The sequence below is a fragment of the Streptomyces sp. NPDC001093 genome (assembly GCF_040298985.1).
Lineage (GTDB): Bacteria > Actinomycetota > Actinomycetes > Streptomycetales > Streptomycetaceae > Streptomyces.
Genome location: NZ_JBEPBF010000012.1, coordinates 1 through 24,296 on the forward strand (window position 1 = coordinate 1; position 24,296 = coordinate 24,296).

Here is a 24,296-nt window from a genome sequence, read left to right on the forward strand (position 1 = left end):
GCTCACAGAAGTCGACGCTTCCGGCGGGGAGAGTGCTCACCTGCTGGCGGCTACGGCACCGAGTCTCTACGACCCGGCAGGTCCCATTAGGCGGGGACGGCCTCCCGCCCATCGAGGGTCCAGGCAGGCCAGGCCGATCTCGTTGAACCGGTGGATCACCTCCCGCACCGTGTCCTCGTCGGCCTGGACCAGCTGGGCGATCACCGGGACCCGGTTGCCGCCGGCCGAAGCGAGCAGCATCATCGCCCGGCGGTAGCGCACCGAACTGGTGCTGCCCCGGCGCACGATCTGCTGCAGCTTCTGCCCCTCCTGGTCAGTCAACCTACGCACACGGACAGGCTCAGCCACTACACCCCCGGCAGTCCGACGGACGTCTCCGGACATCCAACCGCGGGAACCACTACCCCGGCCAACCTTCCCGGTCAGAGCACTAGCCACGGTCGGCGAACTCGCCGTCGAATTATCCGTCTTGGAAGCGGTCGGCGACGGTGATGCGCAGGCCCGGCCTGTGCCTTTGCCGGCCGGCTAGAGGTCGAGGACGACTTCGGTGGTCGGCGCGCTGCAGCAGACGAGGATGGTGCCGGCTTCGGGGAGTTCGAGGGGTGGGGTGGTGTAGGTGATGTCGCCTGACACAAGGTGGGTGATGCAGGTGTGGCAGACGCCCGTGCGGCAGGACCAGCGGGTGGGGATGTCACAGGCTTCGGCGAGATCGAGGAGGGACGCGTGGGCGGGTGACCACGGGGTCGTGATGCCGCTGCGGGCGAAGGTGATGAGGGGGCCGGTGCCCGGTGGACCTGATGGTTGGTGCGGCCGCACCACGGCGGTGGGGGTGACGCCGGGGTTGATGGCCGGGAGGGCGCTGAACTGTTCCGTATGGATCCGCTCGGGGCGCAGACCATGATCGCGCAGGAAGCCACCGACGTCGTCCATGAAGGCGGGTGGTCCGCACAGGTAGGCGTCGGCGTCGGTGGGGATGCCCATGGCCGTGAGTGATCGTGCGGTCGGGCGGCCCTGGGTGATGTAGAGCTCGCCGGGATGCGGGGTTTCGGAGGTGTAGTAGATGTGCTCGTGGGCGTTGGGGAGTTGCGCCAGAAGGGCGTGGCTCTCCTCCGCGAAAGCGTGGTGGGCGCGGTCGTGGGCGGTATGGATCCACCAGACAGGGCGTGCGTCTGTTGTGGCGGCGAGTCGGTGGAGCATGGCGAGCACGGGGGTGGCACCGATCCCTGCGGAGATCAGGAGGATCGGGCGGGTGCTTTCTTGGAGTACGAATGTCCCGCGGGGGCTGGCGATGTCCACGAGGTCCCCGGGGCGGAGCGTGGCATGGATATAGCTGCTGACTTTCCCGTGGGGCTCGTGCTTGACGCTGATGCGGTAGGTGTCGGCTGTGCGTGCGGAGGAGAGTGAGTAGCTGCGCACTGCGGGGGCGGCATCGCCGACGGCGAGGCGGACGGACAGGTACTGGCCCGGACGGGCTTCGGGCAAGGGTGTGCCATCAGTGGCGGCGAGGTAGATCGACGAGACGGTGGGGGTCTCAGGGACGATGCGGGCGATGCGCATGGTCTTGAACCCCGGCCATTGCGGCTCTTGTCTGGGCTGCTGGCAGCTGGCACGTTCGCCCGGCCATCCCGGTTCCTGTTCAGGCTGCTGGGCGGCGGCGAGTTCGCGGAAGGACTGCTGCCATCCGGGGCTGAGAGCGGGGATGTTCAGTGCTTTACGCAGCTTCGCGGGGTCGCGACCGGGGAGGTAGAGCAGCGCGTCGATCTCGGCAACGCTGAGTTGTTCGGGACCTTTGCGGATGAGGCTGATCTCATCGCCGGCTTCGACGCGCCCCTCGGTGAGGACGCGCAGGTAAAAGCCGGGTCGGTGGTGGGCGACCAGCAAGGAGGCCATGGTCGGTTCGCCCAGGCGCATGCCGACCCGGTAGCAGGTGACGCGCGGCTGGGTAACTTCGAATTCGGCTTCGCCGATGCGGTACCGGTCGCCGATGGACACTTCGTCGTCGGGCAGACCGTCGACAGTGAAGTTCTCCCCGAAGATCCCGAAGGCCAGGTCGTCGCGACCGAGTTGCTTTTGCCAGTACTGATAGGACTGCAACTGGTAGACGAGAACGGCTCGAATTTCCCCGCCATGCCCGGCCAGATCTCCTTGACCGTCTCCATCGACGTTCAGCCGCCGGACCATGCGGGGGCCCTGGACGGGGGCCTTCCAGGCTCCGGTGTGGACAGTCCTTCCCTGCCAGGGGACGTCTCTGGGCATGCCTACGTTCACGGACAGCAGCGTCGCCATTGCGGACCTCCTGCGGGCCGGCCGGCCGGGTCAGCCCCTCACAGCCCCGTGATCTGTGCGCTGGGACCGATCCTAGTTCCCGTGCCGGGGCCGCCGCGATTCCGTGATCACGAATCGTTTGGTGCATTCGCTGAGATTCGGACGCAGGGACCGGCGCGGAAGGCCATGTCCACTCGTTTTCCCGGGCGGATCGTCCATGCCGTGCACGCTCGGTGGCGGGGCTGTGCCGTGCTGCACCAGAATAATCAAATGGAGTACAAGCTCGAGGTCGTCATCCTGCCTGTGAGCGATGTCGACTGCTCTTTGGCCTTGAGCCTTTTCCGAGCCGGCGGTGCTGACCGTGTGCTGGACACGCATGCGCGACGACGAAGCTCCTGGTAGACGGGTTCTCGACCAAGATCACCCGTGTCTGCCAGCGACTGCTTGTTGGCCATGGCGACGATCACGCGGGCCATTGCACGTCCGTTGTCGGTGAGGAGATCCAGGGTGCCGGTGATGTCGATGATCGGCCGGTGGTAGTGCTCCACGGTCTGGATCGCGTCTTCCTGTTGTCTACAGTATGGAATGCCGCTCAGCAAGGGTTCGCGCGGCGACCGTTGAGCGCCTCCCGGAGACCGTTCACCGCATACGGTCGACCGTGCCCTTCTCAACTCCCGTCGCTCGCCCTACCGTCCGCGGGCATGAGCCCCCCTCTCGCACCCCCGGGCTGGAGCCGCTGGCTCGTCCCGCCCGCCGCCCTCTCCGTCCATCTGTCCATCGGACAGGCCTACGCCTGGAGCGTGTTCAAACCGCCGCTGGAATCCGCGCTCCATCTCGACGGCACCCAGAGCGCGTTGCCCTTCCAGCTCGCGATCGTGATGCTCGGTCTGTCCGCCGCGTTCGGCGGCACGCTCGTGGAGCGCAACGGGCCGCGCTGGGCCATGACCGTCGCCCTCGTCTGCTTCTCCTCCGGCTTCCTGATCTCCGCGCTCGGCGCCCAGACGAAGCAGTACTGGCTGATCGTCCTCGGCTACGGTTTCGTCGGCGGGATCGGCCTCGGCATCGGCTACATCTCGCCCGTCTCCACCCTGATCAAGTGGTTCCCGGACCGGCCCGGCATGGCCACCGGCATCGCCATCATGGGCTTCGGCGGCGGCGCCCTGATCGCCTCGCCCTGGTCCGCGCAGATGCTCGCCTCCTTCGGCACCGGCCACTCCGGGATCGCCCTCGCGTTCCTGGTGCACGGACTGTCGTACGCCCTGTTCATGACGCTCGGCGTGCTCCTCGTGCGCGTGCCACGCGCGGACACACCCGGCGCGAGCGCGAGCGGGCCGAGCTCCGCCGACGGCGTGCAGGTGTCCGCCCGCAGCGCGGTGCGCACGCCGCAGTTCTGGCTGCTGTGGATCGTGCTGTGCACGAACGTGACCGCCGGCATCGGCATCCTGGAGAAGGCCGCCCCGATGATCACGGACTTCTTCGCGGACAGCTCCACGCCGGTGTCGGCCTCCGCGGCCGCCGGATTCGTCGCGCTGCTGTCGGCGGCCAACATGGCCGGGCGGATCGGCTGGTCGTCCGCCTCCGACCGGATCGGCCGCAAGAACATCTACCGCTGCTACCTCGGCGTCGGCGCGCTGATGTACCTGCTCATCGCGCTGTTCGGGGACTCGGCGAAGCCGCTGTTCGTCCTGTGCGCCCTCGTGATCCTCTCCTTCTACGGCGGCGGGTTCGCAACCGTCCCCGCCTATCTGAAGGACCTCTTCGGCACCTACCAGGTCGGCGCCATCCACGGCCGGCTGCTCACCGCCTGGTCCACCGCGGGCGTGCTCGGGCCGCTGATCGTCAACTGGATCGCGGACCGGCAGAAGGAGGCCGGGAAGCACGGCCCGGCGCTGTACGGGCTGTCGTTCGGCATCATGATCGGCCTGCTCGTCGTCGGCTTCGTCGCCAACGAGCTCGTCCGTCCCGTGCACACCCGCCACCACATCCCCGCCCAGAGGGAGGCCGCCGATGCCCAGCGACAGCAGCCCGCCTAGCCGGCGCGGCCTGATCATCCTCGCCTGGCTGTGGGTGGGGGCGCCCCTCGCCTACGGGGTGTACGAACTCGTGCACAAGGCGACGCAGCTGTTCACGGGGTGAGTGCTCGGGCGTCCGAGGGTCTGAGGGAAGCCGACAACTCGGACGCCCGATTCCTGTGGCTTCACCTGCCGTCGTACCCGTGGGTCACTGATCAGACTGGTGGATCCCGCTACCCACGGCCACGAGGGGACTCCCGCCATGAACGGCTCGCGCATCGCCGCCATCGGTCACTACCAGCCCGCCCGGGTGCTCACCAACGAGGACCTGGCCGGCATGGTCGACACGAGCGACGAGTGGATCCGCAGCCGGGTCGGCATCCGCAACCGGCACATCGCCGGACCCGACGAGCCGGTCGACGAGCTGGCCGCGCACGCCGCCGCCAAGGCCCTGGCCGCCGCCGGTCTGGCCCCCGGCGACATCGACCTGGTCCTCGTCGCCACCTCCACGGCGATCGACCGCTCCCCGAACACCGCCGCCCGGGTCGCGGCCCGGCTCGGCATCCCGCAGCCGGCCGCGATGGACGTCAACGTGGTGTGCGCCGGGTTCACCCACGCGCTGGCCACCGCGGACCACACCGTCCGGGCCGGCGCGGCCACCCGTGCGCTGGTCATCGGCGCCGACAAGATGTCCGACGTCACCGACTGGAGCGACCGCACCACCTGCGTCCTGGTCGGCGACGGGGCCGGGGCCGCCGTCGTCGAGGCCTGCCCGCCGGGTCAGGAGCCGGGGATCGGGCCGGTGCTGTGGGGATCGGTGCCGGAGATGGGGCACGCCGTGCGGATCGAGGGCACCCCGCCGCGGTTCGCGCAGGAGGGGCAGAGCGTCTACCGCTGGGCCACCACCCAGCTTCCGGCCATCGCCCGCCGCGCCTGCGAGAAGGCCGGCGTGACGCCCGCGGACCTGGCCGGTGTCGTCCTGCACCAGGCCAACCTGCGCATCATCGAACCACTGGCCGAGAAGCTGGGCGCCGTCAACGCCGTGGTCGCCCGCGATGTCACGGAGTCCGGCAACACCTCGGCCGCCAGCATCCCGCTCGCCTTCTCCAAGCTGCTCGAGCAGGGTGCGCTCCGCTCCGGCGACCCGGTGCTGCTGTTCGGCTTCGGCGGCAATCTGTCGTACGCCGGGCAGGTCGTACGCTGCCCCTGAACGGCGAAGTGGGCGCACAAAGGTCTGGATTTTGTGCACCGTAGACTGTAGACAAAAGACAATCGCCACTGAGCGTCCAGCGTCCGCACGGCCAGACCTGCCCAGGAGGGGACCGCGATGTTGTCGACCGGACTGCCGCAGGGGGCGGTGCCCAGGCTGGAACGCCCCGGACCGCTGCGCGAGCGCGTCTACGAGGCACTGCTGGAGCTCATCACCACCCGCGCCCTGCAGCCCGGCCAGCATCTGGTCGAGAGCGAGCTCGCCGGTCACCTCGGTGTCTCCCGGCAGCCGGTGCGCGAGGCGCTGCAGCGGCTCAACACCGAGGGCTGGGTCGATCTGCGGCCCGCACAGGGCGCGTTCGTGCACGAGCCGACGGAGGAGGAGGCCGACCAGCTCCTCACCGTCCGCACCCTGCTGGAGGCGGAGGCGGCCCGGCTGGCCGCCACCCACGCCGGCGCCCCGGGCGTCGGCGCGCTGGAGGAGCTGTGCGCCGAGGGCGAGCAGGCCGTCGCCGCCGACGACGTGGACCGCGCCGTCGTCCTCAACGCGGCCTTCCACGCCAAGATCATGGAACTGGCCGGCAACGCGGTCCTCGCCGAACTCGCCGCCCAGGTCGACCGCCGGGTCCGCTGGTACTACACCCCGGTGGCCCGCCGGCGCGGACGCCAGTCCTGGATCGAACACCGCGAACTGATCACCGCGATCGCCGCCCGCGACGATGAACGGGCCGCCCAGCTGATGCGCACCCACACGGAACACACCCGCCGCTCCTACCACGAGCGAAGCGGCTCCTGATCACCAACTGGAGTGCCGCTCACCTGCGTTGACGGTCCGCAGGCACCTCGTCGGTCGTGAAGCGGGCGCCCGCGGTGAACAGTTCGTTCAGATGTCGGGGCCGCATTCCTTGCGGTGCCGGCCAGTTGGGCCGGACCGGCTCGCTTTCGGGCAGCTCCGGGGCTTCGCGCAGTTCACAGCTGTCGACGCCCGGAAAGCCGAGCACGGCGAGCAGGTCCTGCCACCGCCCGAAGGCCGGTACCGGGAACCATCGCCGTTCCTCGGACACATCCGCGGTCGTCTGCAGCAAGCCCCCCCTTGTCGCCCCGTGGTTTGACGGTCCTGGTACCGCGTCCGTCCGGCAGCAGTTGGATCGTCACCCGCCCGGCGTCCGCCGCGAACTCCGGTATGTCGTCGTCCCTGTACGCCCAGCCGCGCTGGTGAATGAGGAAGAGCCGGTCCTCCGCCAGGCGCCACAGGTCCATCTCCAGGAACCGGCGCCCCTGCGCGTCGTACACCCACAGCCCGAGGCAGTGACGCTCCCAGGCCACATGCGCGACGATCACCCCGGGGCTGCCCTGCTGTCGCTGCACCACCGCGTACGGCAGCCCTGCGGCGTCCCGCGCGACCGCCACCGCGGTGTCGATCGGTCCGAGCACGGCTGCGCGCCCGGAGTCCCGCCCTTCGCCGTATACGACGTCGACGATCTCCGGGCCGGCCATCAGGCGGCGGCTCGCCGGGCCCGCCCGTGCAGCGTCATGTAGAACAGCTGCAGGGACTCTTCGGGACCGCCCACCTCGAAGCGGTTGAGAACCTTGCCGAGGGGCTTCCACACACGCCCGTCCGGCATACGTACGCCGATGGGCTGGCCGAAGTAGGCACGCTGGGAGGCGTCGAACTCCCACCAAAGCGCCCCCGCACGGTGCACGAGCACCTCACCCACGTACGCGCCGAGCCCGAAGAGGGTGTCGTGCGCTTCCTCCCGGCACGCGCCTCCCTTCCGCAACCCGTCGATCAGGAAGCCGACGATTCGCAGGCTGCGTTCGGAGTAGTCCAGCGGAAGCCGGTTCCGGGCGGTGACACGCGAGACGAAGGCGGCCGCGCAGGTCCGCATCTCGACCGCACGCGGAACGCGTTCCCCCACTTGACCCAGCGGAAGCAGCCCCGAGATCACCAGCAGGCGGCGTGTCCCATGCCACACAGGGAAGTCACAAGGCACGTACAACGCTCCCGCCGACGGGAAGCGGCGTAGCCGTGCGCGGGACAGCACCCATTTCACCGTCGACTCGGATCAGCGCCAAGCCGTCTGGCACGGCGGCCACACCAGCGTTCAGTGGCGGGACGCGCACAGCCACCGCGGCGCCCCCGTCACCGCCTGGCCCCGCAGATCCACGCCTTCAAGACGGGGCACGGTGTCCCGCGCTCCCGGGGCGACCAGGACGAACTGTTCGGCGGCTTCGGCGCCTTCTGGCGGGATGCGTTCGTCGTCGGCGATCTTCTGGTGCGGGCCGTCACCCGGGGTCCGGTGGGGGAGCCGCTGCCCGGGAGCTTCCCGGAGTACCAGCTCATGCCGTGACCCTCACACGACGTACACGGAATCATGCATTCCGTACACCGTCGCCGACCCGGCGGCTCGGCTCGGCCCCGGCCGCCCCCACGGGACGGATACGCAGGTGAAACGCACTCCGAAACCTTGGTATTGTTGTCCCTGTCGCCGCGGGGAACATCCCCCGCAAGGCGGCAGACACCTAGTCCGGGTGGCGGAATGGCAGACGCGCTAGCTTGAGGTGCTAGTGCCCTTTATCGGGCGTGGGGGTTCAAGTCCCCCCTCGGACACAACGATTCAACGATTGACGATACGGTGACGAGGGCCTCGACCTTACGGTCGCGGTCCTCGTTGCATGTTCGTAGCTGATAGTGATCCCCGGGGCCTCGTAGAGCGGGCCTTTCTTCTCGACGGCGGCAATCTGGATACGCTGTGCAATATCTCCAAGACTCTCAGTGATCTGCCGGATCTGTCGCGCCTCGAGCGGCGATTGCTTCTTCCGAGTGACGGCGGGGTGCGCGTCGAGCTTCTTCTGCGCCGCGTCCTTGTCCCGCTGGGCCTCGTTGATCCACCGAGTGACGACGGCGGGGTCGGCTCCGGCCTCGAGGGATGCCTGGTAGCGCGCGAGGCGCCGCTCGCACTCCTTGATCGCATGGCGTGCTTGAGCCCAACACCGTTGCGTTAACGCTGTGACCTGCGGGGCAAGGGGGTTGGGCGAGGCAATGGGACTCCTGTAGATCAACGATCGGCGAGAAAGTCGATCAAGGTCAGGGGTCCCGATGCAGGAGAAGTCTGTCATCACGTCTACGGTCGAGACAGCCACGGGGGTGTTCGCTCCGGGGCACCTGGGCGAGCTGACCCAGATCGTGGACTTCGCGTTGGTGGACGCGCTGCTGGAGGAGACCGGTCGGCGCGAGAAGCGGCTGCGGCTGCTGCCTTCGCGGGTGGTGGTGTACTTCGTGCTCGCTCTCGCGCTGTTCGAGCGCCACTCCTATCGCATGGTGTGGTCCAAGCTGACCGCGGCCTTGACCCCGCTGGCTCTGGTGCGTCCCTCGGTCTCCTCGCTGACACGGGCCAGGCGCAGGGTGGGGGCCGCGCCTTTGCGGGGTCTGTTCGAGACGCTTGCTGGGCCCGTCGCCCGCCCCGGGCAGGACGGGTCCTTCTACCAGGGCCTGCGCACGGTGGCTGTCGACGGGACCCTGCTGCACACCCCCGACGACGAGAGCTCACCTGGCGCTACCCCAAGCGGGCCGGGGAGAGTCTGGAGTTCGGCTATCCGCTGCTGCGGCTGCTGGCCCTGGTCGAGTGTGGCATCCGAGCGCTCATTACCGCCGCCTTCGGACCGGAGTCCGAGGGAGAACTCCCCTATGCCAAGCGGCTTCTGCCTGCCCTGGACAAGACGATGCTCCTGCTGGCCGACGCGGCCTTCGACGGCAACGAGTACCTTCATGCCGTCCATCAAAGCGGGGCGAGGTTCCTCGTGCGTTCCGGGGCCCGCCGTGTCCCCACCTCCGCCGAGCACCTGGGCGACGGTTCCTACATCGCCCGCGTCGGCTACGGCGTCCTCCGGGTACTTCTGCCGGTCCGCGTGATCGAGGCGACCCTCACCGTCACCCTGGCCGACGGCACCGTCCGCACCGAGCAGTGGCGGCTGATCACCAATCTGCTGGACCCCGTCAAGTATCCGGCCACCGAGCTCGTTGATCTCTATCATCGCAGGTGGCAGGCAGAAACTGCATATTTTTCGATCAAGGCCACGATGCTCGACGGCCGTGTCCTGCGCTCCCGCAGCATCGACGGCCTTGACCAGGAGGTCTACGCCCTGCTCACCGCCTACCAGGCCCTGATCCGCGCCGGCGACGACGCCCTGACCGGACGGCCGGACATACCCATGGAACGGATCAGCCTCACCGTCCTGCTGGCCGCCGCAACCGACACCGTCACCGCGAGCCATGGAATCTTCCCCAGCACCCTCGTCGACCTGGTCGGCACGATCGGCCGCGCGGCCCTGGGCGACCTCCTGCCCGCCCACCGACGGCAACGGGTGAAGGCCCGCACCCGAAAGAACCCCACCAGCAAGTACGGCCCGAACGCGGGACAACACCCCCACAAGGCCCAGAACTACACCGTCCACACCACCGTCGTGTTCTTCGCCCACGGCCTCAACAGCCGCTCATGGCCCTAACGCAACGGTGATGAGGCCCCAGCCCGTCGTTTTGGGGCCTTCACCACGGCGCGCCCGGCCCGAACGGTTCGAAGAACATGACGTCCAGCGGATGCAGGTCCCGGCCGGTCAGACCGGGGAAGCCGGATTCGGCGGGGCCACCGCGCAACCACGTGACCAGGGTTGCCGTGAAGTCGCCTGGCAGGGGCGGTCCTTGGTCGCAGTGGCGCGGGTTGACGGCTACGCGCCATGTCTCGGGCGGGCCGTCCGCGCACCAGCCGATCTGGTCCCCGTCGATCGTCGACGCGAACGGCAGGAAGCCGCCGGGCTCGGGCCACGCGGGCATCGGGTAGTACTGGGGATGGGCGGCGCGCAGTTGGCGGTATCCGTCAAGCATGCCCTCGACGGTGGCCGCGAGCCCCTGCTCCCGTGGCCGGTCCAGGGACAGTGGGGCGCTCATGTCCAGCCACCAGCTCCAGTTGCCCGCCCCGTACCGCTCCGCGAGCGCCACGAAGTCCGGCGGCAGCCGGGTGCCGAGCCGCTCGAAGACCTGCTCCCATGTGCCCTCGCCCAGATACGGCTCCAGGGGCGGTGGAACCAGCGCCATGACGGCGTCGAGGCCCGAGCCCTTGGTGAGCGCCGCGTGCTGCCGCGCGTCCACGGCGGTGCCCGCAGGCGGTGGCGACCAGGGTGCGGCCCTGGCCAGCGGCGGCCAGACCCGTATCTGTGAGGACAGCGGGCCCAGCAGCCCGCCGGGCTCGCCCGGGTGCGGCACGCCGGTGCGCAGCAGCGTGAACAGCAGCTCCAAGAGCGGGACTTCGTAGTCCACCCAGGGCTCGCTCACCCCGACTGCCACATTCGTGGTCATGAGCGTGACCGGCCACTCGTCGGGGTCGTCCGACGCGCCCGTGTTCCAGAAGAGGTGGTCGCCGCTCCTCGTCGTGGCGAAGGCGAGCAGGCCGCCCTCCTCGGGCAGGAAGGGGCGCCGACGCGCGGTGAACATGCCGGGCCGGATCGCCGAGTGCCGGTGCGTCTCGACGATCCATGCTGCGTACTCGAAGCGGCCGTCGGTGCTGACGCACGGGGGGTGCAGCCGGATCGCCGCACCCGGGCCGCCTATCTCGGCCGCACCGTACGCCGACACGAGCGCCTTGTAGTCACCGGGCAGCGGGGTGCCGAGCCAGCCCTCGACCGCCGCCCAGTCGACGGCGGGCGCCGGGCCGGGCGGCGGTCCGACGAGACCTGTGAACGCGGTGATCCGCGCAGAGTGATCCATGGAGCCGAGGATGACATCCCCCACCGACATTGAGACTGGGACCTGGCACCGCTCGGGCGTCTGACCCGCCCACTGACTGACGCTTCGGCTGTCCTCGGGTTGAATCGCTCGGCTCCCGGGCGGTGCCACAGCGCGCGTGACCGGCCGGGCTACCATGACCTCATTGCCTCGCCCAACCCCCTTGCCCCGCAGGTCACAGCGTTAACGCAACGGTGTTGTGCTTGAGCCTGTCCGGGGGTGTGGGGCTCTGCGGTGCTTGCGTGGGTGAGCGCTTCGATGGTGGCGGAGAGCCGGTCGGGGGCGAAGGCGCGGGCGATCCATCGGTCCAGGGCCTGACACACGGTGTCTTCCCGCAGGTAGACGGTGCGTGGGTGGGTGAGGTCGGGGTAGAGGGCGGCTTCTTCCTCTTTGAACTCGCAGCGGTAGTAGACGCGGCTGCGGATGGTGGCGGGCTGCATCTTGCGCCCGCACAGGCTGCACCGGACCCGGCCGCGCAGAGCGTAGGGGCGCGCGCCCCGTTTACCGGCGCGCTCCTGCCGCCCCTGGTTGCGGGCGCGCTGCGTGCGCACGGTGCGGGCGGCATCGAAGAGATCGGGACTGATGATCTCTTCGTGGGCGGGTTCGTTGGAGTGGATCCACTCGTCCGGCGGGTTGTGGGTCATGTGGGTGCGGTGGCCGAGGGTGACGTCGTCGACGTCGAGGAGGCGTTCTTCCTTGCGTTGTTTGTTCCAGACCTCGTGGCCGGTGTAGCGGGGGTTGAGGAGGATGGCACGCACGGCGCCCTGCTGCCATGCGGTCTTCTTGCGGTGCGGATTTCGGGCGGCGTCGTGGGCGGAGGGGCAGGGGATGCCTTCCCGGGTGAGCTGGGCGGCGATGGCGCTGTAGCTCATGCCGTCCACGTACAGACGGAAGATCCGCTTCACGACGGGTGCGGCGGCGGGGTCGGGTTCGAGTTTGTGGATGCGCTGTCCGGCGGCAGCCTTGGACGGGTTGGGGTGGGGGCCTGCGTCGGCGATCCGGTAGCCGTAGGGCGGCCGCCCGCCGAGGTAGCGGCCCTGGAGCTGAGCCTGAGAGCTCATCGCGGTCCGGACCCGGATTTTGATGCGGTTGCGCTCGCCCTTGCTCATGCCGCCGAAGACGGACATGACCAGGTCGTGGGCTTCGTTGTCCGGATCGATGGGTCCGCCGACCTCCGGGACCCAGAGGGGGATGCGGAAGTGGACGAAGAAGGGGAAGGTGTTGCCGAACTGGTTGCCGTAGAAGGTGCGCTGGGGTTCTCCGATCACGACGGCATCGAAGCCGCGGTTCGGGTTGCGCAGGGCTTGGAGGAGTTCGTTGGCGCGGGGACGGCGCTGCCAAGGCAGGGAGCGGCTGTGGCCGACGTCGAAGTACTCGCCTACGATCTGGCCTCCGGCGGGTTCGATCAGGGCTCGGGCGCGGGTGAGCTGCCAGTTTCTGGAGGCCTCCGGGTCCTGGAGGTCCTCGGTGGAGCAGCGGCCGGCGAAGGCGAAGCGGATCACGAGCGGTGAGACTCCCGTACGTGTGGCGCGTTGAGCGCGTTTTGCGGGTGTTATATGTGGCGTTCTGTCGTACCTCGAATGGGCACTCATAGCTTGAAGAAGCTGCAGAAGGGCGACTGCCACGGACTCCGTAACAACGGGTGGCTCGTTGGGGACCACCGCGTGGATGGTCTGAGGGTGCTCGGATGGGGCCGCCGTATGAGCCGTCGGGTGTCGGGCCAAATGACTCGTGAGTGCTGACACATCTCCTATAGAGATGTAGGACGGCAGATTTGACGCCCGGTGCCGATCACGGGCCGGTAAGTCTGCGCGTGCCATCCGGCCCGCTGTTGATGCACCCGTCCAGGTCCCCTCTGGCCCGCAGACGGCACGTCAGAACAGCGGTCTCCTCGGGTCATATCGTCCCGGACGTGCTGTTGAGGTGCTGGAGGGTGGCCCAGGCTTTGAGGTCGGTGCCGTCGCCCAGGGCGTAGTGAAGCGCTGGGACGCCGCGGGGCCGAGTCGGGTGGGGGACAGGTTGACGGCTGGCTGGGACGTGTGGCGCAGGGCGGTGTTGTGTACTGCGTCCGGACCGAGGGGGAGGGAGATCGGGGCGGGTGGCAGTTCGGGACCTGGGGGGATGGCGAGGGGCACCGGGTGTGAATGGTTCGGCGACGAGGGGCTGTCCATTGGCGGTGGTGAGGGCTCTGATGGCGCCGTCGTTCCAGTGAGCCGGGCGCCGGAGAGGCCGTGGTCGTAGCCGGGACGCTCCAGTGGTGTGGTGCGTATGTCGAGGGTGGGCAGGGTGGGGCATCTGGTGCATGGCGTGATGAGTTGCAGAGCCCGGTTGTGTGCTGCGGCCTCGGTGAGGTCCCGTCGAAGAACTCCGCGAACAGCCGCGGCTTCGATGACGAACACCCGCTCGTATGCCGACTTGATCTCGTCCAAGTCCGCTGCATCCCGGATCTCGACGACCCGCGTCACCTCGTCGGCTCGCGGACGACCTACGTGCTCAGCCCGCCAGAGGGACAGCACGCCTAGATGGTCTTGCCGGGCGGCCCCGTTGCGGGGAGAGCAGCGCCAGCGGGGCTGCCGCAGCCCTGATCCCTGGAATCTCTTGCAGAGCACTCCGTAGCGCTTAACCTGCCGTTTCACGAGGCGGGTGATCAGGCATCACCCCTGTGAGGGCTGGTCTCCCCTGTCCAGGAGAATCGTCCTGGTGCGCGCGAGACTGGTCGCGTTCCTCCGTGCGGGCTGTCGACAGCGGCCTCTGCCAGGCTGCCTGCGCATCGACATGCCGCTGGAGCTCACCGAGGGAAGTGAACGTGGAGCAGTTTGCCGCGGGCAAGGTTCTGCGCAGCAGGTACCGGCTGGATCGGATTCTGGGCAGAGGGGCGATGGGGCACGTCTGGCAGGGGACGGACGTCTATCTGGAGCGGCCGGTGGCGGTCAAGACCGTTGCCGCGGATCTTCTAGCCCTGCCGGACTGGCGTCCCACCGCCCTGGCACGCTTCGAGAGGGAGGCCAAGGCCGCCGCTCGTCTGGACCATGCCAACATCACCACCGTGTACGACGCCGCCGTCACCGAGGACATCTGCTGCCTGGTGATGCAGCTCGTCGACGGGACGACCCTCGACAACGTCATCGACGGCGCCGACGGTGGGCGTCTGTCCGTGCCCGCGGCCGTCTCCGTGGCCGCGCAGACGTGCTCGGGGCTGTCCGCCGCGCATGCGGCCGACCTGGTGCACCGCGATCTCAAGCCCCAGAACGTGATGATCAGCTCCAGCGGACTGGTGAAGATTCTCGACTTCGGTCTTGTCAAGGTCCTCTCGGACACCGACCCGCGGCTCACCATGACGGGTGAAACGCTCGGCAATGTGTCCTACGCGTCGCCCGAACTCCTGGCTGGTGAGCAATCATTGGACGGTCGCAGCGACTTGTATGCGGTGGGGTGCCTGCTGCACCACATGCTCACCGGCCGACCTCCCTTCCACGGCAAGGGTCCCGCCGAGCTGGTAACCAATCACCTCACCGCGTCCCCGCCCTGGTTGGCCGACTGTGGTGCCGAGGCCCCCGCCGCGCTTCAGGACCTGCTGCAAGCACTGCTCGCCAAGCGTCCCGAGGATCGTCCCGGCGGTGCGGCGGAAGTGTACGCGGCTCTTGCCCCGTACCTGCCGGTTCCTGATCCGGCACTCGCGATGCGCAGGATGCCGCCGGAGGATCCCCGGCGGCCGTTCCTCGTACCCCATGGACCGGTCGTGCCGCGTTAGCCAGAGCGAACCGCGGCACGAGCCCAGGAGTCAGTCATGCCGCGACGGGCGGCCGAACCTTGATCAGTTCCTTGAGGAACGGGCTCGGCTCCCCGTGCCAGAAGACGTCCAGGCTGTCCCGGGCGCGCGTGGCCGCTACGAAGAGCAGGGACCGGGCGCGCTGCATTTCCAATCGGTAGCGCGCTGGGTCCGTGGTCCGCTGCTGCTGGACGCTCGCACGTGGCACCAGTCCGTCGGTCACGCCAGCGATGATCATGCGCTGGTACTCGAGCCCCTTGAACCGGAACATCGTCCCGATATGGACGCCGCTGTCGCCGCGGGGTCCGTCCGGGCCGATCTCCAGTGCACGGATGCGGTGTTGGGCCAACGCGTACGCGACCTCGCTCGCCATCTGGTTGGTCGGCACCGCGATCGCGATCTGCTCGTGCGGCACGTCGCCCCAGGACTCGATCAGCGCCGCGATCGCCTCTCGCTCGTCCTCCCAGTCGTTGAGACTGTGCAGGTCCGGGACGGCGCCACTGAGCACGGACCGGTAGCCAGCCAGCGTCTCCGTGCTGCCGTCGAGGTCGTCGTAGGTCTCCTGGCCGAGCACGTTCAGCGCGGAGCGCAGGATCTGCCGGGTGGTGCGGTAGCTCAGCGACAGCTTCGAGGACCGGCCGCGGATGTTGATGCCGAGGCTGCCGAGGGTCACCTGGTTCTTGTAGATGCGCTGGTGGGTGTCGCCGACCAGGAAGAGGTCGTTACGGTCAGGAGCGGTCATCGCACGGAGCATCTTCCAGTGCGCGGGCCGCAGGTCCTGAGCCTCGTCCACCACGATGTGCCGGTACCGGTAGCGCAGCCAGCCTCCCGAACCGTCGGCCATGTGGATGTTGTCGAGGCCGCCCGCTTCCTCTCGCTGACGGTCGATGGCCTGGATGCGCCGTGCCCGTTCCGTTTCCAGCTGAGCCGCCCGCTCTGCGATCTGATCCCAGGTCTGGACCTCGAGCCGGTCTAGGCGCTGCGTGAACCGTTCGGCCAGCTGCCAGATCTCAGCGCGTTCGGACCGGCTGACCGTGCGTCCGCGTCCGGCACGGCGGGCCCGGAAGTAGTCCGTGCGGGAGGTGACGGCCTGCCCGAGGATCACTTGCGTCCATTCGTCGTTCAGGAACTCCGCGTCCCAGTCGTCTTCGCCGAGTTCGTCGAGGAGCGAGCGCCATTCGCGGACCGCCTGCGCCTCGTCGATGATCCGCTTGCGGTTGCCGGGCTCGGCCTCCCGGACGGTCCGCAGCGCGAGTTGGTCGACGTGGCTGATCTCGACGCGCGACAGCAACGGCTCGCCGCCCAGGGCGAGAAGCCGTGAACGCAGATCCGCCGCGAGGTTCTTGTTGTAAGTGGTCAGCAGGACCGGCTTGTTCCGGCCGGCCGGGAGCTGCTCGACCAGGTGCTTGACGCGGTGCAGTGCCACGATCGTCTTGCCGGTGCCGGGCCCGCCGCCCACGCGCGCCGGACCGCTGTAGTCCCGCGTGACGAGCTTGGCCTGCGTGGGGTGCAGGAACACCTTCCAGCGTCCGAAGTCCTCGCCCTCCAGCGCCTCGCGCAGCGCGTCGTCGGTCGTGGTGACGATGGTGGCGGGACGTTCGACGGCAGCCCGGAAGTCCTCGGTGTCCACGGGTTCCAGTGCCGCCACGGGGGCCGTGACCTGCTCGAGGACGTCGTCGTACTCCTTGCCGTCGTACAGCGCCAGCAGCACCTCGCCGGTGAGCTGCGGCGCGTACTCGACGAGCCCGAGGAGCTGGTCCTCGGTGGTCAGCGCGGCGACGACAGGGATCAGGGAGGGTGCCACACCCAGGTCGGTGAGTTGCTGTTCCGACCACTTCTCGAACAGCGGCTGCGGAGCGGCAGGCTCGGCGGGGTGAAGTGGCTCGGTGGGCGAGGAGGGCGTGGCCGTCTGCGGGGCCGGAGGACTGAGCACTTCCTCCTGCACGACCTGCAGGTCCACATACTCGATGCCGCCGGTGACGCGGTTGACCGAGTACGTGAGCCGGTCGAGATGTGCGTACACGTCCTTGCGGTGCTTGACCGAGACGATCAGCCAGTCGTCGTCGGCCAGCCGCAGCAGCAGCGCACGGTACTCGTCGTTGATGCGCGCCGAGTAGAGCTTGTCGTGCCCCTGCAGTTGCTTGAGACGCAGGCCCGCGGAATCGGGGTTGGTCTTGAACTTGTGCTGGAAGTCGTAGATCGCGCCTTTTACCGGGCGGGGGAGCTTGAGGATCTCCCGGTCCGCCTTGTCGAGCAGGCGCAGCGTCACGTTCTTGCCGGTCACGGCTGTTCGTTCTCCCCGGTGTCCGTGGTGGTGCCGTCTGGCTGGTTACGACCTTCCCGGTCGTCGGATGGTTGTGCGCCGTCGAGCCCGTCCGCGATGTCGTCCGGGGTCCAGTCGGCTGCAGGACGCACCTCCCAGCCCGCCGCGGCGAACGCTCGGTCGCGGTCGGCGGCCTCCGGGTCCTCCTCCTGGCCCTCGGGCGGGCGCGGGGCGAGGACGACGCCGATGCGCGCGCCGGGCCACGCCAGCTCGGCCAGCCAGCCGTTCTCGTCGAGTTCGTAACCGTCCTCGGGGACCGGAAGGCCGCGTGCGGCGAGGGCCTCGGCGAGCGTGAGCAGGCCGGGCTCGTCCGGGTCCAGGTATTCGACGACTCGGTCCCACGCGGCGTCACGCGCGGGCGGGGCGTGCCCCGCCACGGACACTCTTGCGGCGGCCGGGAGCGAAGGTGCGGTCGTCCCGGCCTGGGCGGGCGTGCGACTGGCGGGCGCGGAGGTGGGGGTCGGGGTGTCAGGACCGGCGGCGGAGCCGAGCGCGGTGCGGACGCTCTCCAGGACCCCGCGGCCGCCGGTGACCGCCAGCGTCTCGACGGGGAACCCGTCGAGACGGCCGGTCGTGAGCTGGACGGCGTCACCGCCGCCCGTGTCCAGGAACTGGAGCACGTTCGACCAGTACAGCCAGGCCCGCCAGCGGCGCTTGTGCGCCTCCTCCTGGGCGTGGACGCCCGGCGCGTCGTCGAGAAGGACAATGCCGGTCCACGCGGGCGGCTTCACCCGCCCGTCCGCCGCGAACACCAACGGCAGCCCCGAGCGGTCGGTGACCGTGAACAGCTGCACGAGGCCAGGGGGCCCTGCGGGTGTTCCGCCGCGCAGCGCCACCGTGATCTGCTCGCCGAGCACGTCAGGCGGCAGCGGGACGGGACGGGCTCCGGCTCCCATGAAGCCCGCCAGGGCCGCCTCCGCCCGCCCCTGCCAGCGCTTCGCGTCCGGTCGGCGCAGGTACTCCACGAGCTGCACGGCTGGATTGACCCACACCGTCTCCGCGAGTTCACCGGGCAGGGCGCGCCACACCTTGGCGTAGTAGTCGCGGGCCCTGGCGCGCGCCTGGTCGCCGTACGGCTCCCACACCGGGTCGGCAGGCCCGGCGCCGGCGTGCCCGGTGTCCCGGACGCGGCGCTGCCACTCGGCCACGTCGCCGTAGGTGAGCTGGAAGACCCGGAGCCCTTCCGCGCGCAGCCGCGTGCGCTTGTCGGCATCGTCGCCCACGCGGTTGTGTTCACGGCCGGCGTGGAACTCGTAGCCGTCCAGATAGACCGCGACACGCGGGCCGGGGGCGTCGACCCGCTCGAAGAGGACGTCGGGGCGGGTGCCGTCGAGGACGCGCTGCTGCGACACCCGCCAGCTCAGCGTGGTGCCGTCGGCCGCGGTCAGCCGCAGGTCCAGCGCGTGGGTACCGGCCGGCGTTATGTAGGCGTCGCCGCTGGCACGGCTCTCGGGCAGCCCGGCCCACTCCCGCAGCGTGTCGATGAACAGCACCTCCAGATCGCTCTCGGCTTGCCTGTGCATCGGGATGTGCTGGGTGGTGGCGACGGGCGAGGTGCGCCAGCGCTCGCCGTCCGCGCCGAGCAGCTCGTCCAGCATCTGCCGGACCTCGTTGCGGCTGACCTTGTCGTAGTCGGCCGGCGGCACGCGGCGCAGCAGGCAGCGGTGGCAGCCGTCGAGTCCCTTCTCCAGACAGCCGCAGCTCTCGATGACCTCACGGGCCTTCAGCAACACCTCGCGAAAGCCGTCCGAGGTCGCCAGGCGGTGCAGGTAGCCAGTGCCGCCGGGCAGCCGGTCGTACACCACCAGGAACCGGCGCGGCCAGTCGCGGTCCTCGCCGTCCGGCATGGACGCGGCGGTGATGTCGATGTGGTCGGGATCGCCGCCGTAGCGGGCCGCTATGCCCGCGAACAGCGCGGCGGTGAAGGAGGCGAGCCGTTCCTTGGCCCGTGCCACGGACGCCGGCAGCAGGATGCGGACGGCCTCCGTCGTCAGCTCGTGCGCCAGCAGCAGCGGCACGTCCAGCCCGGCGCCCTGCTCCTCCCCGCTGCCGCGCAGCCGTCGGCGCGGGCACCACAACTGGTGGTGGGCGCTCGCGCGGGTGGAGCGGGCGAGCGAGGCGGTGAGCGCGTGCTGCGACTGGTCGACGACCGGCCGTCCGTCGGCCGTCGCCCCACCGCAACTCGTGCAGACGTAGAAGGGGTTCAGGCGTACGTCGTCGCCGGCCAGCGGGACCGTGCTGCTTCCGTCCTGGCGGTCGACGCCGAGGTTCAGGGTGCGGATGACGGCCTTGCGTGTGAAGTCCGCGCCGAAGACGGCGGTGTCGTGCCGCCAGGAGCCGGTCGCCAGGCGCGCCGGGTCGATGTCGACGGTGGTGAGCACCGCGTACCGTTTGCGGTCGCGCTCGTCACGGTCGTCCCGCACCCGGGCGTCGTCCCGCTTGTCGCGCGCCATCACGCGCCGGGGCTCCAGCACGTGGTGCACGCAGCCCGCGTCGGCGATCTCCCGCGAACCGCACCGCGGGCACGGCGAGGTGTCGTTCTTCGGGTCGCCGTGCGTGCGCGCGTAACCGCAGGCCGGGCACATACGCCACACCGCCCAGGCCCGTCGCTCCGGGCTGCCGATGTCGAGGGCGCGCACCACGTGCCGGTAGCCGTTGACGTAGAAGCTGTTGCCCGGGGCGAGTTCGGTCAGGGCCAGTTTGCGGGACCGCTCGTAGTCGCGCACCTCGCTGCGGTACACCCAGTTTCGGCGCTCGTCGTCGCCGTCCGTGGCCTCCGCGCTCTCGTCGTCGCCCGGGGTCTCCTTCCAGTAGAGCGTGGCCTCCAGCGACGTCGTCGTGTCGGTGAGGCTGTAGTTGGGCAGCAGGCCCAGCTCGACGAGGGCGCCGTGCGCACTGGTCTGGCTCAGCTGGCGCAGCAGCTCGCCCGTGGCGCGCCGTTCCGCGAGCAGCTCGCGCCGCTCGGCGCCCTGTTCGCGGTCCTCGGCGAGCAGACCGTCCACCGCGGTGTCGATGGCGGCGATTCGGCGGCGCAGCTCCTCGCGGCGCGCCGTCCACTCCTCCTCGGCCTCCTGCAGGGCCCGTGCGATGCCGCCGGTGGCGTACGCGCGCAGCTCGTCCGCGGCGTGCGGGGACACGCCCCGGTCGTCGTCCGGGCCGCCGGGCGCCTGCGGGAACAGCGTCAGGAACTCCTCCACCAGCCGCGCCCCGTGGGTGAGCGCGGCGTCCGACAGGTCCTGGCACCAGCCGGTGGTGCCGAACAGCGCCGACGACAGGCGGGGGAGCGGCATGAGCGGCTCGCCGTCCGCCGTGGTCAGTTCGCCGCGCGCCGCCCGGTCCAGCAGATGCGCCGTGTACTGGCGGCGCAGGATCTCCACGGCCGACAGGTAGCAGCCCGGCGGCACGATGTCACCGGCGATCATCTCGGTCGGGTCGTCGAGGTAGTACCGGTCGCGGGCCCGGCGCCCGCCGAAGGCGACCACCAGGGCGTTGCCGGTCCGGCGTCCGGCGCGCCCGGCCCGCTGCACGTAGTTCGCCGGGCCGCCCGGCAGCGAGCCGAGCAGCACCGCGGACAGGTCGCCGATGTCGATGCCCAGTTCCAGGGTGGGCGTGCAGGAGAGCACGTTGGGGTCGGTGTAGTGGGTGCCCTGCCGGAACGTCCGCTCCACGCGCTCCCGTTCGGGCCGCGTGAGCATGCCGGTGTGCTCGGCCGTCACGACCCGGTAGGTGCCGCCGGTCAGATAGAGCCGCCGGTAGTAGTCGGCCCGGTAGTCCCGCTCCAGTTTCCCGCCGAAGCCGCCGCTGCCCGCTCCGGCCGACGACATGCCGTGCTGGGGCGCGGTGAGGATGCCGGTGCAGCGCCAGCGCGGGCAGGGGTGCCCGTACCAGCGGGTGCGCCGCTCGGGCGGCACCACCTGCTGCCAGCCGCACTCCTCGCAGGACACGAACGCCTTGTTGACCAGGTCGTCCGTCAGGAGCCGCACATGGATGTGGCCCGGCTGCAGCCCGTAGACGCGACTCGTGCGGTCCTTGGCGGTGCGCACCGACAGCACGCCCTCGTCCGCGAGGACGGGCAGCAGTCTGCGCAGGTACTCGGTCGCCTGCGTCGCGTCCAGGCCGAGGCAGCGGCGCGTCCAGTCCTGGTACCAGTTGCCACGACCGGTGATCGTGTCGAACTTCGTCTTCTCCTTGGGCCCGTCGAGCAGGAACCTGGGCGGCGCCACATACCCCTCGGGGAAGGCGGGCATGCCTTCCGGCCGTTGTCCGGAGATCAGGTACTGGTTGACGCCCGCTTCCCTGATCCACGTGTCCAGCCACCGGTGCCGCACGCCGCCGCGCAGCCGCAGCCGCTCCAGCAGCCCGCGCACGAACGCCATGTACCGCTCGGGCGTGGGCAGGCTGCCCTCAAGGCCCAGCTGCCCGGGCAGGCTGAGGTGGAGGTCGCGGGCGAGTGCGACGATCCGGTCCGGATCGTCGACCACCACCTCGGCGGCCGTGGTCCGGGTCAGCTCCAAGGTGCGCCCGAGCCGGGAGCGCAGCCCGAACTCCATGACGGTCGCGAACGCGAGCCGTTCCCCGATGAGCTTCCAGGTCCGCGCGTCACCGGTGCCCCGCCCCGACAGGAGCCGGTCCACGCCCGGTTCGTCGTGCAGGTCCGGCGGGACGACCGCGGCCAGCGTCTGCGGGTCGTCCACCGAGTCCAGGACGTCGCCGATGAGGTCGTTGAGCGGGAGCGGTGCGCCGGCCTCGTCCAGCTGGTGCGCCAGCAGCGAGCGCAGCGAGAACTTGTACGAGGCGTTGGCCACGTACCCGGCCCGGTGCGCCGCGTCCTGCGTGGAGTCGTTGAACAGCAGCGTCTTTCGTTCCTCCGGCGCCAGCGCGATCTCGTGGCCGCCGGTGAACAGCTGGGTGACCGTGGCCGAGGCCAGCGCGGCGAGCGCCGTGCCGAGGAACCGGATGCCGTTGTCCGTGTTGCACGCTGGGCAGGTGTCGTCCTTGGCGGCCTGATCGGCGGTCTTCTTGTCGAGGATGGCCCGCGCGAACCAGGCGTCCTGCAGCCCTTCCCCGTCCTCGGCGACAGGCAGGCGGTAGGTGCCCTGCGCCCCGTCCAGCACTACCACGGTCTGCGGATCGACGCCGCCCGCCTGCTTCGGGCCGGTGCCGGTCAACGCCGCCAGAGCGTCCCGCGCCTCGGCCAGCGTCGCCGAGATGAAATACCGCAGCCGCCGCTTGTCCCGTCCCACGGCCGCCGACCAGATCCGCAGCGGGCTGGTCTCCAGCTTCTGCGGATCGGCCTCCGGAGACAGCGCCGCCCAGCCCGACCGGCCGCACACACGGCAGTAGACGGCGGGCAGATGGGCCTGCGCCGGGCGCTGCACGGTGTCCGAACCAGGCAGCGCCTCCGGCCGCCGGGAGTCCGCCGTAGGCCACTCGTCGCTGTCGGACAGCTCCTCGGACGCCGACGCCGCGGTGAGCGCCGAACGCCGCGCGACGGCGCGCTCGTCCTCGTACCAGCGGAACTCCGGACGGCCACTCACCCCGCTGAGCACCCGCCCCACCGGCCTCACCCACAGGTGCGCCTCGATGTGCAGCAGCGGACGCGGCCGGCGCTCGTCGGACTCCGGATCCCGCGCGGACGACAGCAGCGCCACGAACCGCGACAGCGCCTCCAGCGCGAGCCGCGGATTCTCCCGCGCGGTGCGCGCCCACGCGTACCCGAAGCGGGCCATACGGTCCCGCAGCCCCCACTCGTCGAGCGGCTCGCCGTTCAGCAGCGCGAGCACACCGTGGGTGAAGTCGTGCTTCTTTAGCAGCCGCCCGATCTGGAAGGCGTCCAGGCCGCGCCGCCCCAGCAGCCGCTCCGCGAGCCCGTCCAGGTCGAGCCGGTCCGGGTCGGACTCCACGCCCGGCCCGCCCGAGACCTCGATGACCTCCTTGGGCCCGGGAGGCTCGGGCAGCTCGTAGTCGATGTCGCCGACGAACTCGTCGGCGCTCAGCCGCTCCTCACCGATCACCGCGTCCGGACCGAACGGCACGCCGAACACCTGCTCGGCGACGGCGAGGATGCCGCCGGAGTCGCCTCCGCCCTCACCGAGGGTCGCCGAGGTCGCCACCGGGCAGATCGATCCGAGCGGCCGCTCCGGCTTCGAGGCGCCCACGGCCGCCGCCAGCCGCCGCAGCAGCATCGCCACGTCCGTGCCCTGCGCGCCGTCGTAGGTGTGGAACTCGTCCAGCACCACGTACGCCGGGTCCGCCCCCTCCCACAGCGGCCGGTCCTCGGCCCGCTGCAACAGCAGGTCCAGCATCTTGTAGTTGGTGATCAGCACGTCCGGCGGCGACTGGCGCATCTCCTCGCGACGCGTCATCACCCGCCGGAAGTCCGTGTCCGGCTTGTCCCCGATGTAGAGACCGGCCGTCACCTGCGCCAGTTCAGGCTGCGCAAGGTAGTCGCCGATACGGCCGGCCTGGTCGGTGGCGAGCGCGTTCATCGGGTACAGAAGCACGGCCTTCACCCCGTGCCGGCCCAGCGCCTTCTGCCGTCGGCAGTGGTCGAGCACGGGAATCAGGAACGACTCGGTCTTACCGGACCCGGTGCCCGTCGTCACGAGGGTCGGCTCGGCTGCGCCCCTGTAGGTACTCAGCCGCTTCCACGCCTTCGCCTGGTGCCGCCACGGCGTGAACGACGGCTGCCACTCCAGCGCCGACTGCCACCCGTCCTCGGCGGGGTGGAACGGCGTCCTGATTCGCAGGTACGGACCCCGGAAGATCCCTGTCTCCGGATCCCCGAGGAACCGCTCCAGCGCGAGCCGTGTGTCCTCGTCGGCCAGCGCGTACGTCGTCGTGAGGTACTGCGTCAGACTGCCGCGGAGCTGAGCGGCGGCCAAGGTGGGCTTCACGAGGACCTTTCGGGCAGGACGGCTTCCAAGACCGACGGGCACG

General features: G+C 70.0%; 15 protein-coding genes, 1 tRNA gene and 3 pseudogenes. 10 read left to right on the forward strand and 9 right to left on the reverse strand.

The features are described from left to right. Positions 1 to 78: 78 nt before the first annotated feature. From ABT288_RS08740 to ABT288_RS08750, 3 genes and pseudogenes are all read right to left on the reverse strand, one after another. Positions 79 to 348: pseudogene (locus ABT288_RS08740) on the reverse strand (helix-turn-helix domain-containing protein); the annotation flags it as partial. A 177-nt stretch (positions 349 to 525) separates the two neighbouring features. After that, positions 526 to 2,286, reverse strand: coding sequence for an MOSC domain-containing protein (locus tag ABT288_RS08745; protein WP_351604191.1), 1,761 nt, complete (start codon positions 2,284 to 2,286; stop codon positions 526 to 528). A gap of 245 nt (positions 2,287 to 2,531) precedes the next feature. Then, positions 2,532 to 2,813, reverse strand: coding sequence for a hypothetical protein (locus ABT288_RS08750; RefSeq protein ID WP_351604193.1), 282 nt, complete (start codon positions 2,811 to 2,813; stop codon positions 2,532 to 2,534). 153 nt (positions 2,814 to 2,966) lie between these two features. Between ABT288_RS08750 and ABT288_RS08755 the strand changes: the two genes are divergently transcribed. The 4 genes from ABT288_RS08755 to ABT288_RS08770 all read left to right on the forward strand — a co-directional run bounded on the left by ABT288_RS08755 (position 2,967) and on the right by ABT288_RS08770 (position 6,282). After that, the gene (locus ABT288_RS08755) at positions 2,967 to 4,298 is read left to right on the forward strand and encodes an OFA family MFS transporter (RefSeq protein WP_351604195.1); all 1,332 of its coding nucleotides are present in this window, start codon (positions 2,967 to 2,969) and stop codon (positions 4,296 to 4,298) included. Then, positions 4,273 to 4,401 carry an MFS transporter small subunit gene (locus tag ABT288_RS08760; protein WP_351604196.1) on the forward strand — a complete coding sequence of 43 codons (129 nt, stop codon included), beginning with the start codon at positions 4,273 to 4,275 and terminating at the stop codon, positions 4,399 to 4,401. The genes ABT288_RS08755 and ABT288_RS08760 overlap by 26 nt, the downstream gene beginning before the upstream one ends. A gap of 138 nt (positions 4,402 to 4,539) precedes the next feature. Then, complete coding sequence (locus tag ABT288_RS08765) at positions 4,540 to 5,487, forward strand: beta-ketoacyl-ACP synthase III (protein ID WP_351604198.1); 948 nt, start codon at positions 4,540 to 4,542, stop codon at positions 5,485 to 5,487. A gap of 117 nt (positions 5,488 to 5,604) precedes the next feature. Next, positions 5,605 to 6,282 carry a GntR family transcriptional regulator gene (locus tag ABT288_RS08770; protein WP_351604200.1) on the forward strand — a complete coding sequence of 226 codons (678 nt, stop codon included), beginning with the start codon at positions 5,605 to 5,607 and terminating at the stop codon, positions 6,280 to 6,282. Between the two features lie 173 nt (positions 6,283 to 6,455). Here ABT288_RS08770 and ABT288_RS08775 read toward each other — a convergent pair whose 3' ends face one another. Then, positions 6,456 to 6,983, reverse strand: coding sequence for a hypothetical protein (locus ABT288_RS08775; protein ID WP_351604202.1), 528 nt, complete (start codon positions 6,981 to 6,983; stop codon positions 6,456 to 6,458). Continuing rightward, entirely contained in the window at positions 6,983 to 7,414 is a 432-nt protein-coding gene (locus ABT288_RS08780) for a hypothetical protein (protein WP_351604354.1), read from the reverse strand. The genes ABT288_RS08775 and ABT288_RS08780 overlap by 1 nt, the downstream gene beginning before the upstream one ends. Positions 7,415 to 7,627: 213 nt before the next feature. On the opposite strand from ABT288_RS08780, the pseudogene ABT288_RS08785 reads away from it, so the two are divergent. The 5 genes and pseudogenes from ABT288_RS08785 to ABT288_RS08805 form a co-directional block, all read left to right on the forward strand. Beyond that, positions 7,628 to 7,837 (forward strand): annotated as a pseudogene (locus tag ABT288_RS08785) (aldehyde dehydrogenase family protein); the annotation flags it as partial. 175 nt (positions 7,838 to 8,012) lie between these two features. Continuing rightward, positions 8,013 to 8,097, forward strand: a tRNA-Leu gene (locus tag ABT288_RS08790). Positions 8,098 to 8,162: 65 nt separating this feature from the next. After that, a complete protein-coding gene (locus tag ABT288_RS08795) occupies positions 8,163 to 8,492 on the forward strand; it encodes a hypothetical protein (RefSeq protein WP_351604204.1) in 330 nt (109 codons plus the stop codon). Between the two features lie 94 nt (positions 8,493 to 8,586). Beyond that, a pseudogene (locus tag ABT288_RS08800) lies at positions 8,587 to 8,913 on the forward strand (transposase domain-containing protein); the annotation flags it as partial. Beyond that, positions 8,811 to 9,992, forward strand: a complete 1,182-nt coding sequence (locus tag ABT288_RS08805; RefSeq protein ID WP_351604206.1) for a transposase — start codon at positions 8,811 to 8,813, stop codon at positions 9,990 to 9,992. The pseudogene ABT288_RS08800 and the gene ABT288_RS08805, both read left to right, overlap by 103 nt. 40 nt (positions 9,993 to 10,032) lie before the next feature. Here ABT288_RS08805 and ABT288_RS08810 read toward each other — a convergent pair whose 3' ends face one another. Together ABT288_RS08810 and ABT288_RS08815 are read right to left on the reverse strand one after the other, a co-directional pair. Beyond that, positions 10,033 to 11,247: an SMI1/KNR4 family protein gene (locus tag ABT288_RS08810; protein ID WP_351604208.1), complete on the reverse strand. Its 1,215-nt coding sequence runs from the start codon at positions 11,245 to 11,247 to the stop codon at positions 10,033 to 10,035. 149 nt (positions 11,248 to 11,396) lie between these two features. Beyond that, the gene (locus tag ABT288_RS08815; protein ID WP_351604210.1) at positions 11,397 to 12,767 is read right to left on the reverse strand and encodes a recombinase family protein; all 1,371 of its coding nucleotides are present in this window, start codon (positions 12,765 to 12,767) and stop codon (positions 11,397 to 11,399) included. Positions 12,768 to 14,071: 1,304 nt separating this feature from the next. Between ABT288_RS08815 and ABT288_RS08820 the strand changes: the two genes are divergently transcribed. Beyond that, on the forward strand, positions 14,072 to 15,016 hold the full coding sequence (locus ABT288_RS08820; protein ID WP_351604212.1) for a serine/threonine-protein kinase: 945 nt from the start codon (positions 14,072 to 14,074) through the stop codon (positions 15,014 to 15,016). Between the two features lie 34 nt (positions 15,017 to 15,050). Here the strand turns inward: ABT288_RS08820 and ABT288_RS08825 are convergent, their stop codons facing one another. Together ABT288_RS08825 and ABT288_RS08830 are read right to left on the reverse strand one after the other, a co-directional pair. Then, on the reverse strand, positions 15,051 to 17,318 hold the full coding sequence (locus ABT288_RS08825) for a UvrD-helicase domain-containing protein (RefSeq protein ID WP_351604214.1): 2,268 nt from the start codon (positions 17,316 to 17,318) through the stop codon (positions 15,051 to 15,053). Next, positions 17,315 to 24,253 (reverse strand): DEAD/DEAH box helicase, encoded by a 6,939-nt coding sequence (locus ABT288_RS08830; protein ID WP_351604216.1) that lies wholly within the window; start codon positions 24,251 to 24,253, stop codon positions 17,315 to 17,317. Before ABT288_RS08830 ends, ABT288_RS08825 begins: the two co-directional genes overlap by 4 nt. Positions 24,254 to 24,296: the final 43 nt, after the last annotated feature.

Coding starts and splice junctions, on each gene's coding strand:
- ABT288_RS08745 (WP_351604191.1), bottom strand. CDS start 2,286: ATGGCGACGCTGCTGTCCGTGAACGTAGGCATGCCCAGAGACGTCCCC.
- ABT288_RS08755 (WP_351604195.1), top strand. CDS start 2,967: ATGAGCCCCCCTCTCGCACCCCCGGGCTGGAGCCGCTGGCTCGTCCCG.
- ABT288_RS08760 (WP_351604196.1), top strand. CDS start 4,273: ATGCCCAGCGACAGCAGCCCGCCTAGCCGGCGCGGCCTGATCATCCTC.
- ABT288_RS08765 (WP_351604198.1), top strand. CDS start 4,540: ATGAACGGCTCGCGCATCGCCGCCATCGGTCACTACCAGCCCGCCCGG.
- ABT288_RS08770 (WP_351604200.1), top strand. CDS start 5,605: ATGTTGTCGACCGGACTGCCGCAGGGGGCGGTGCCCAGGCTGGAACGC.
- ABT288_RS08775 (WP_351604202.1), bottom strand. CDS start 6,983: ATGGCCGGCCCGGAGATCGTCGACGTCGTATACGGCGAAGGGCGGGAC.
- ABT288_RS08795 (WP_351604204.1), top strand. CDS start 8,163: ATGTTCGTAGCTGATAGTGATCCCCGGGGCCTCGTAGAGCGGGCCTTT.
- ABT288_RS08810 (WP_351604208.1), bottom strand. CDS start 11,247: ATGGATCACTCTGCGCGGATCACCGCGTTCACAGGTCTCGTCGGACCG.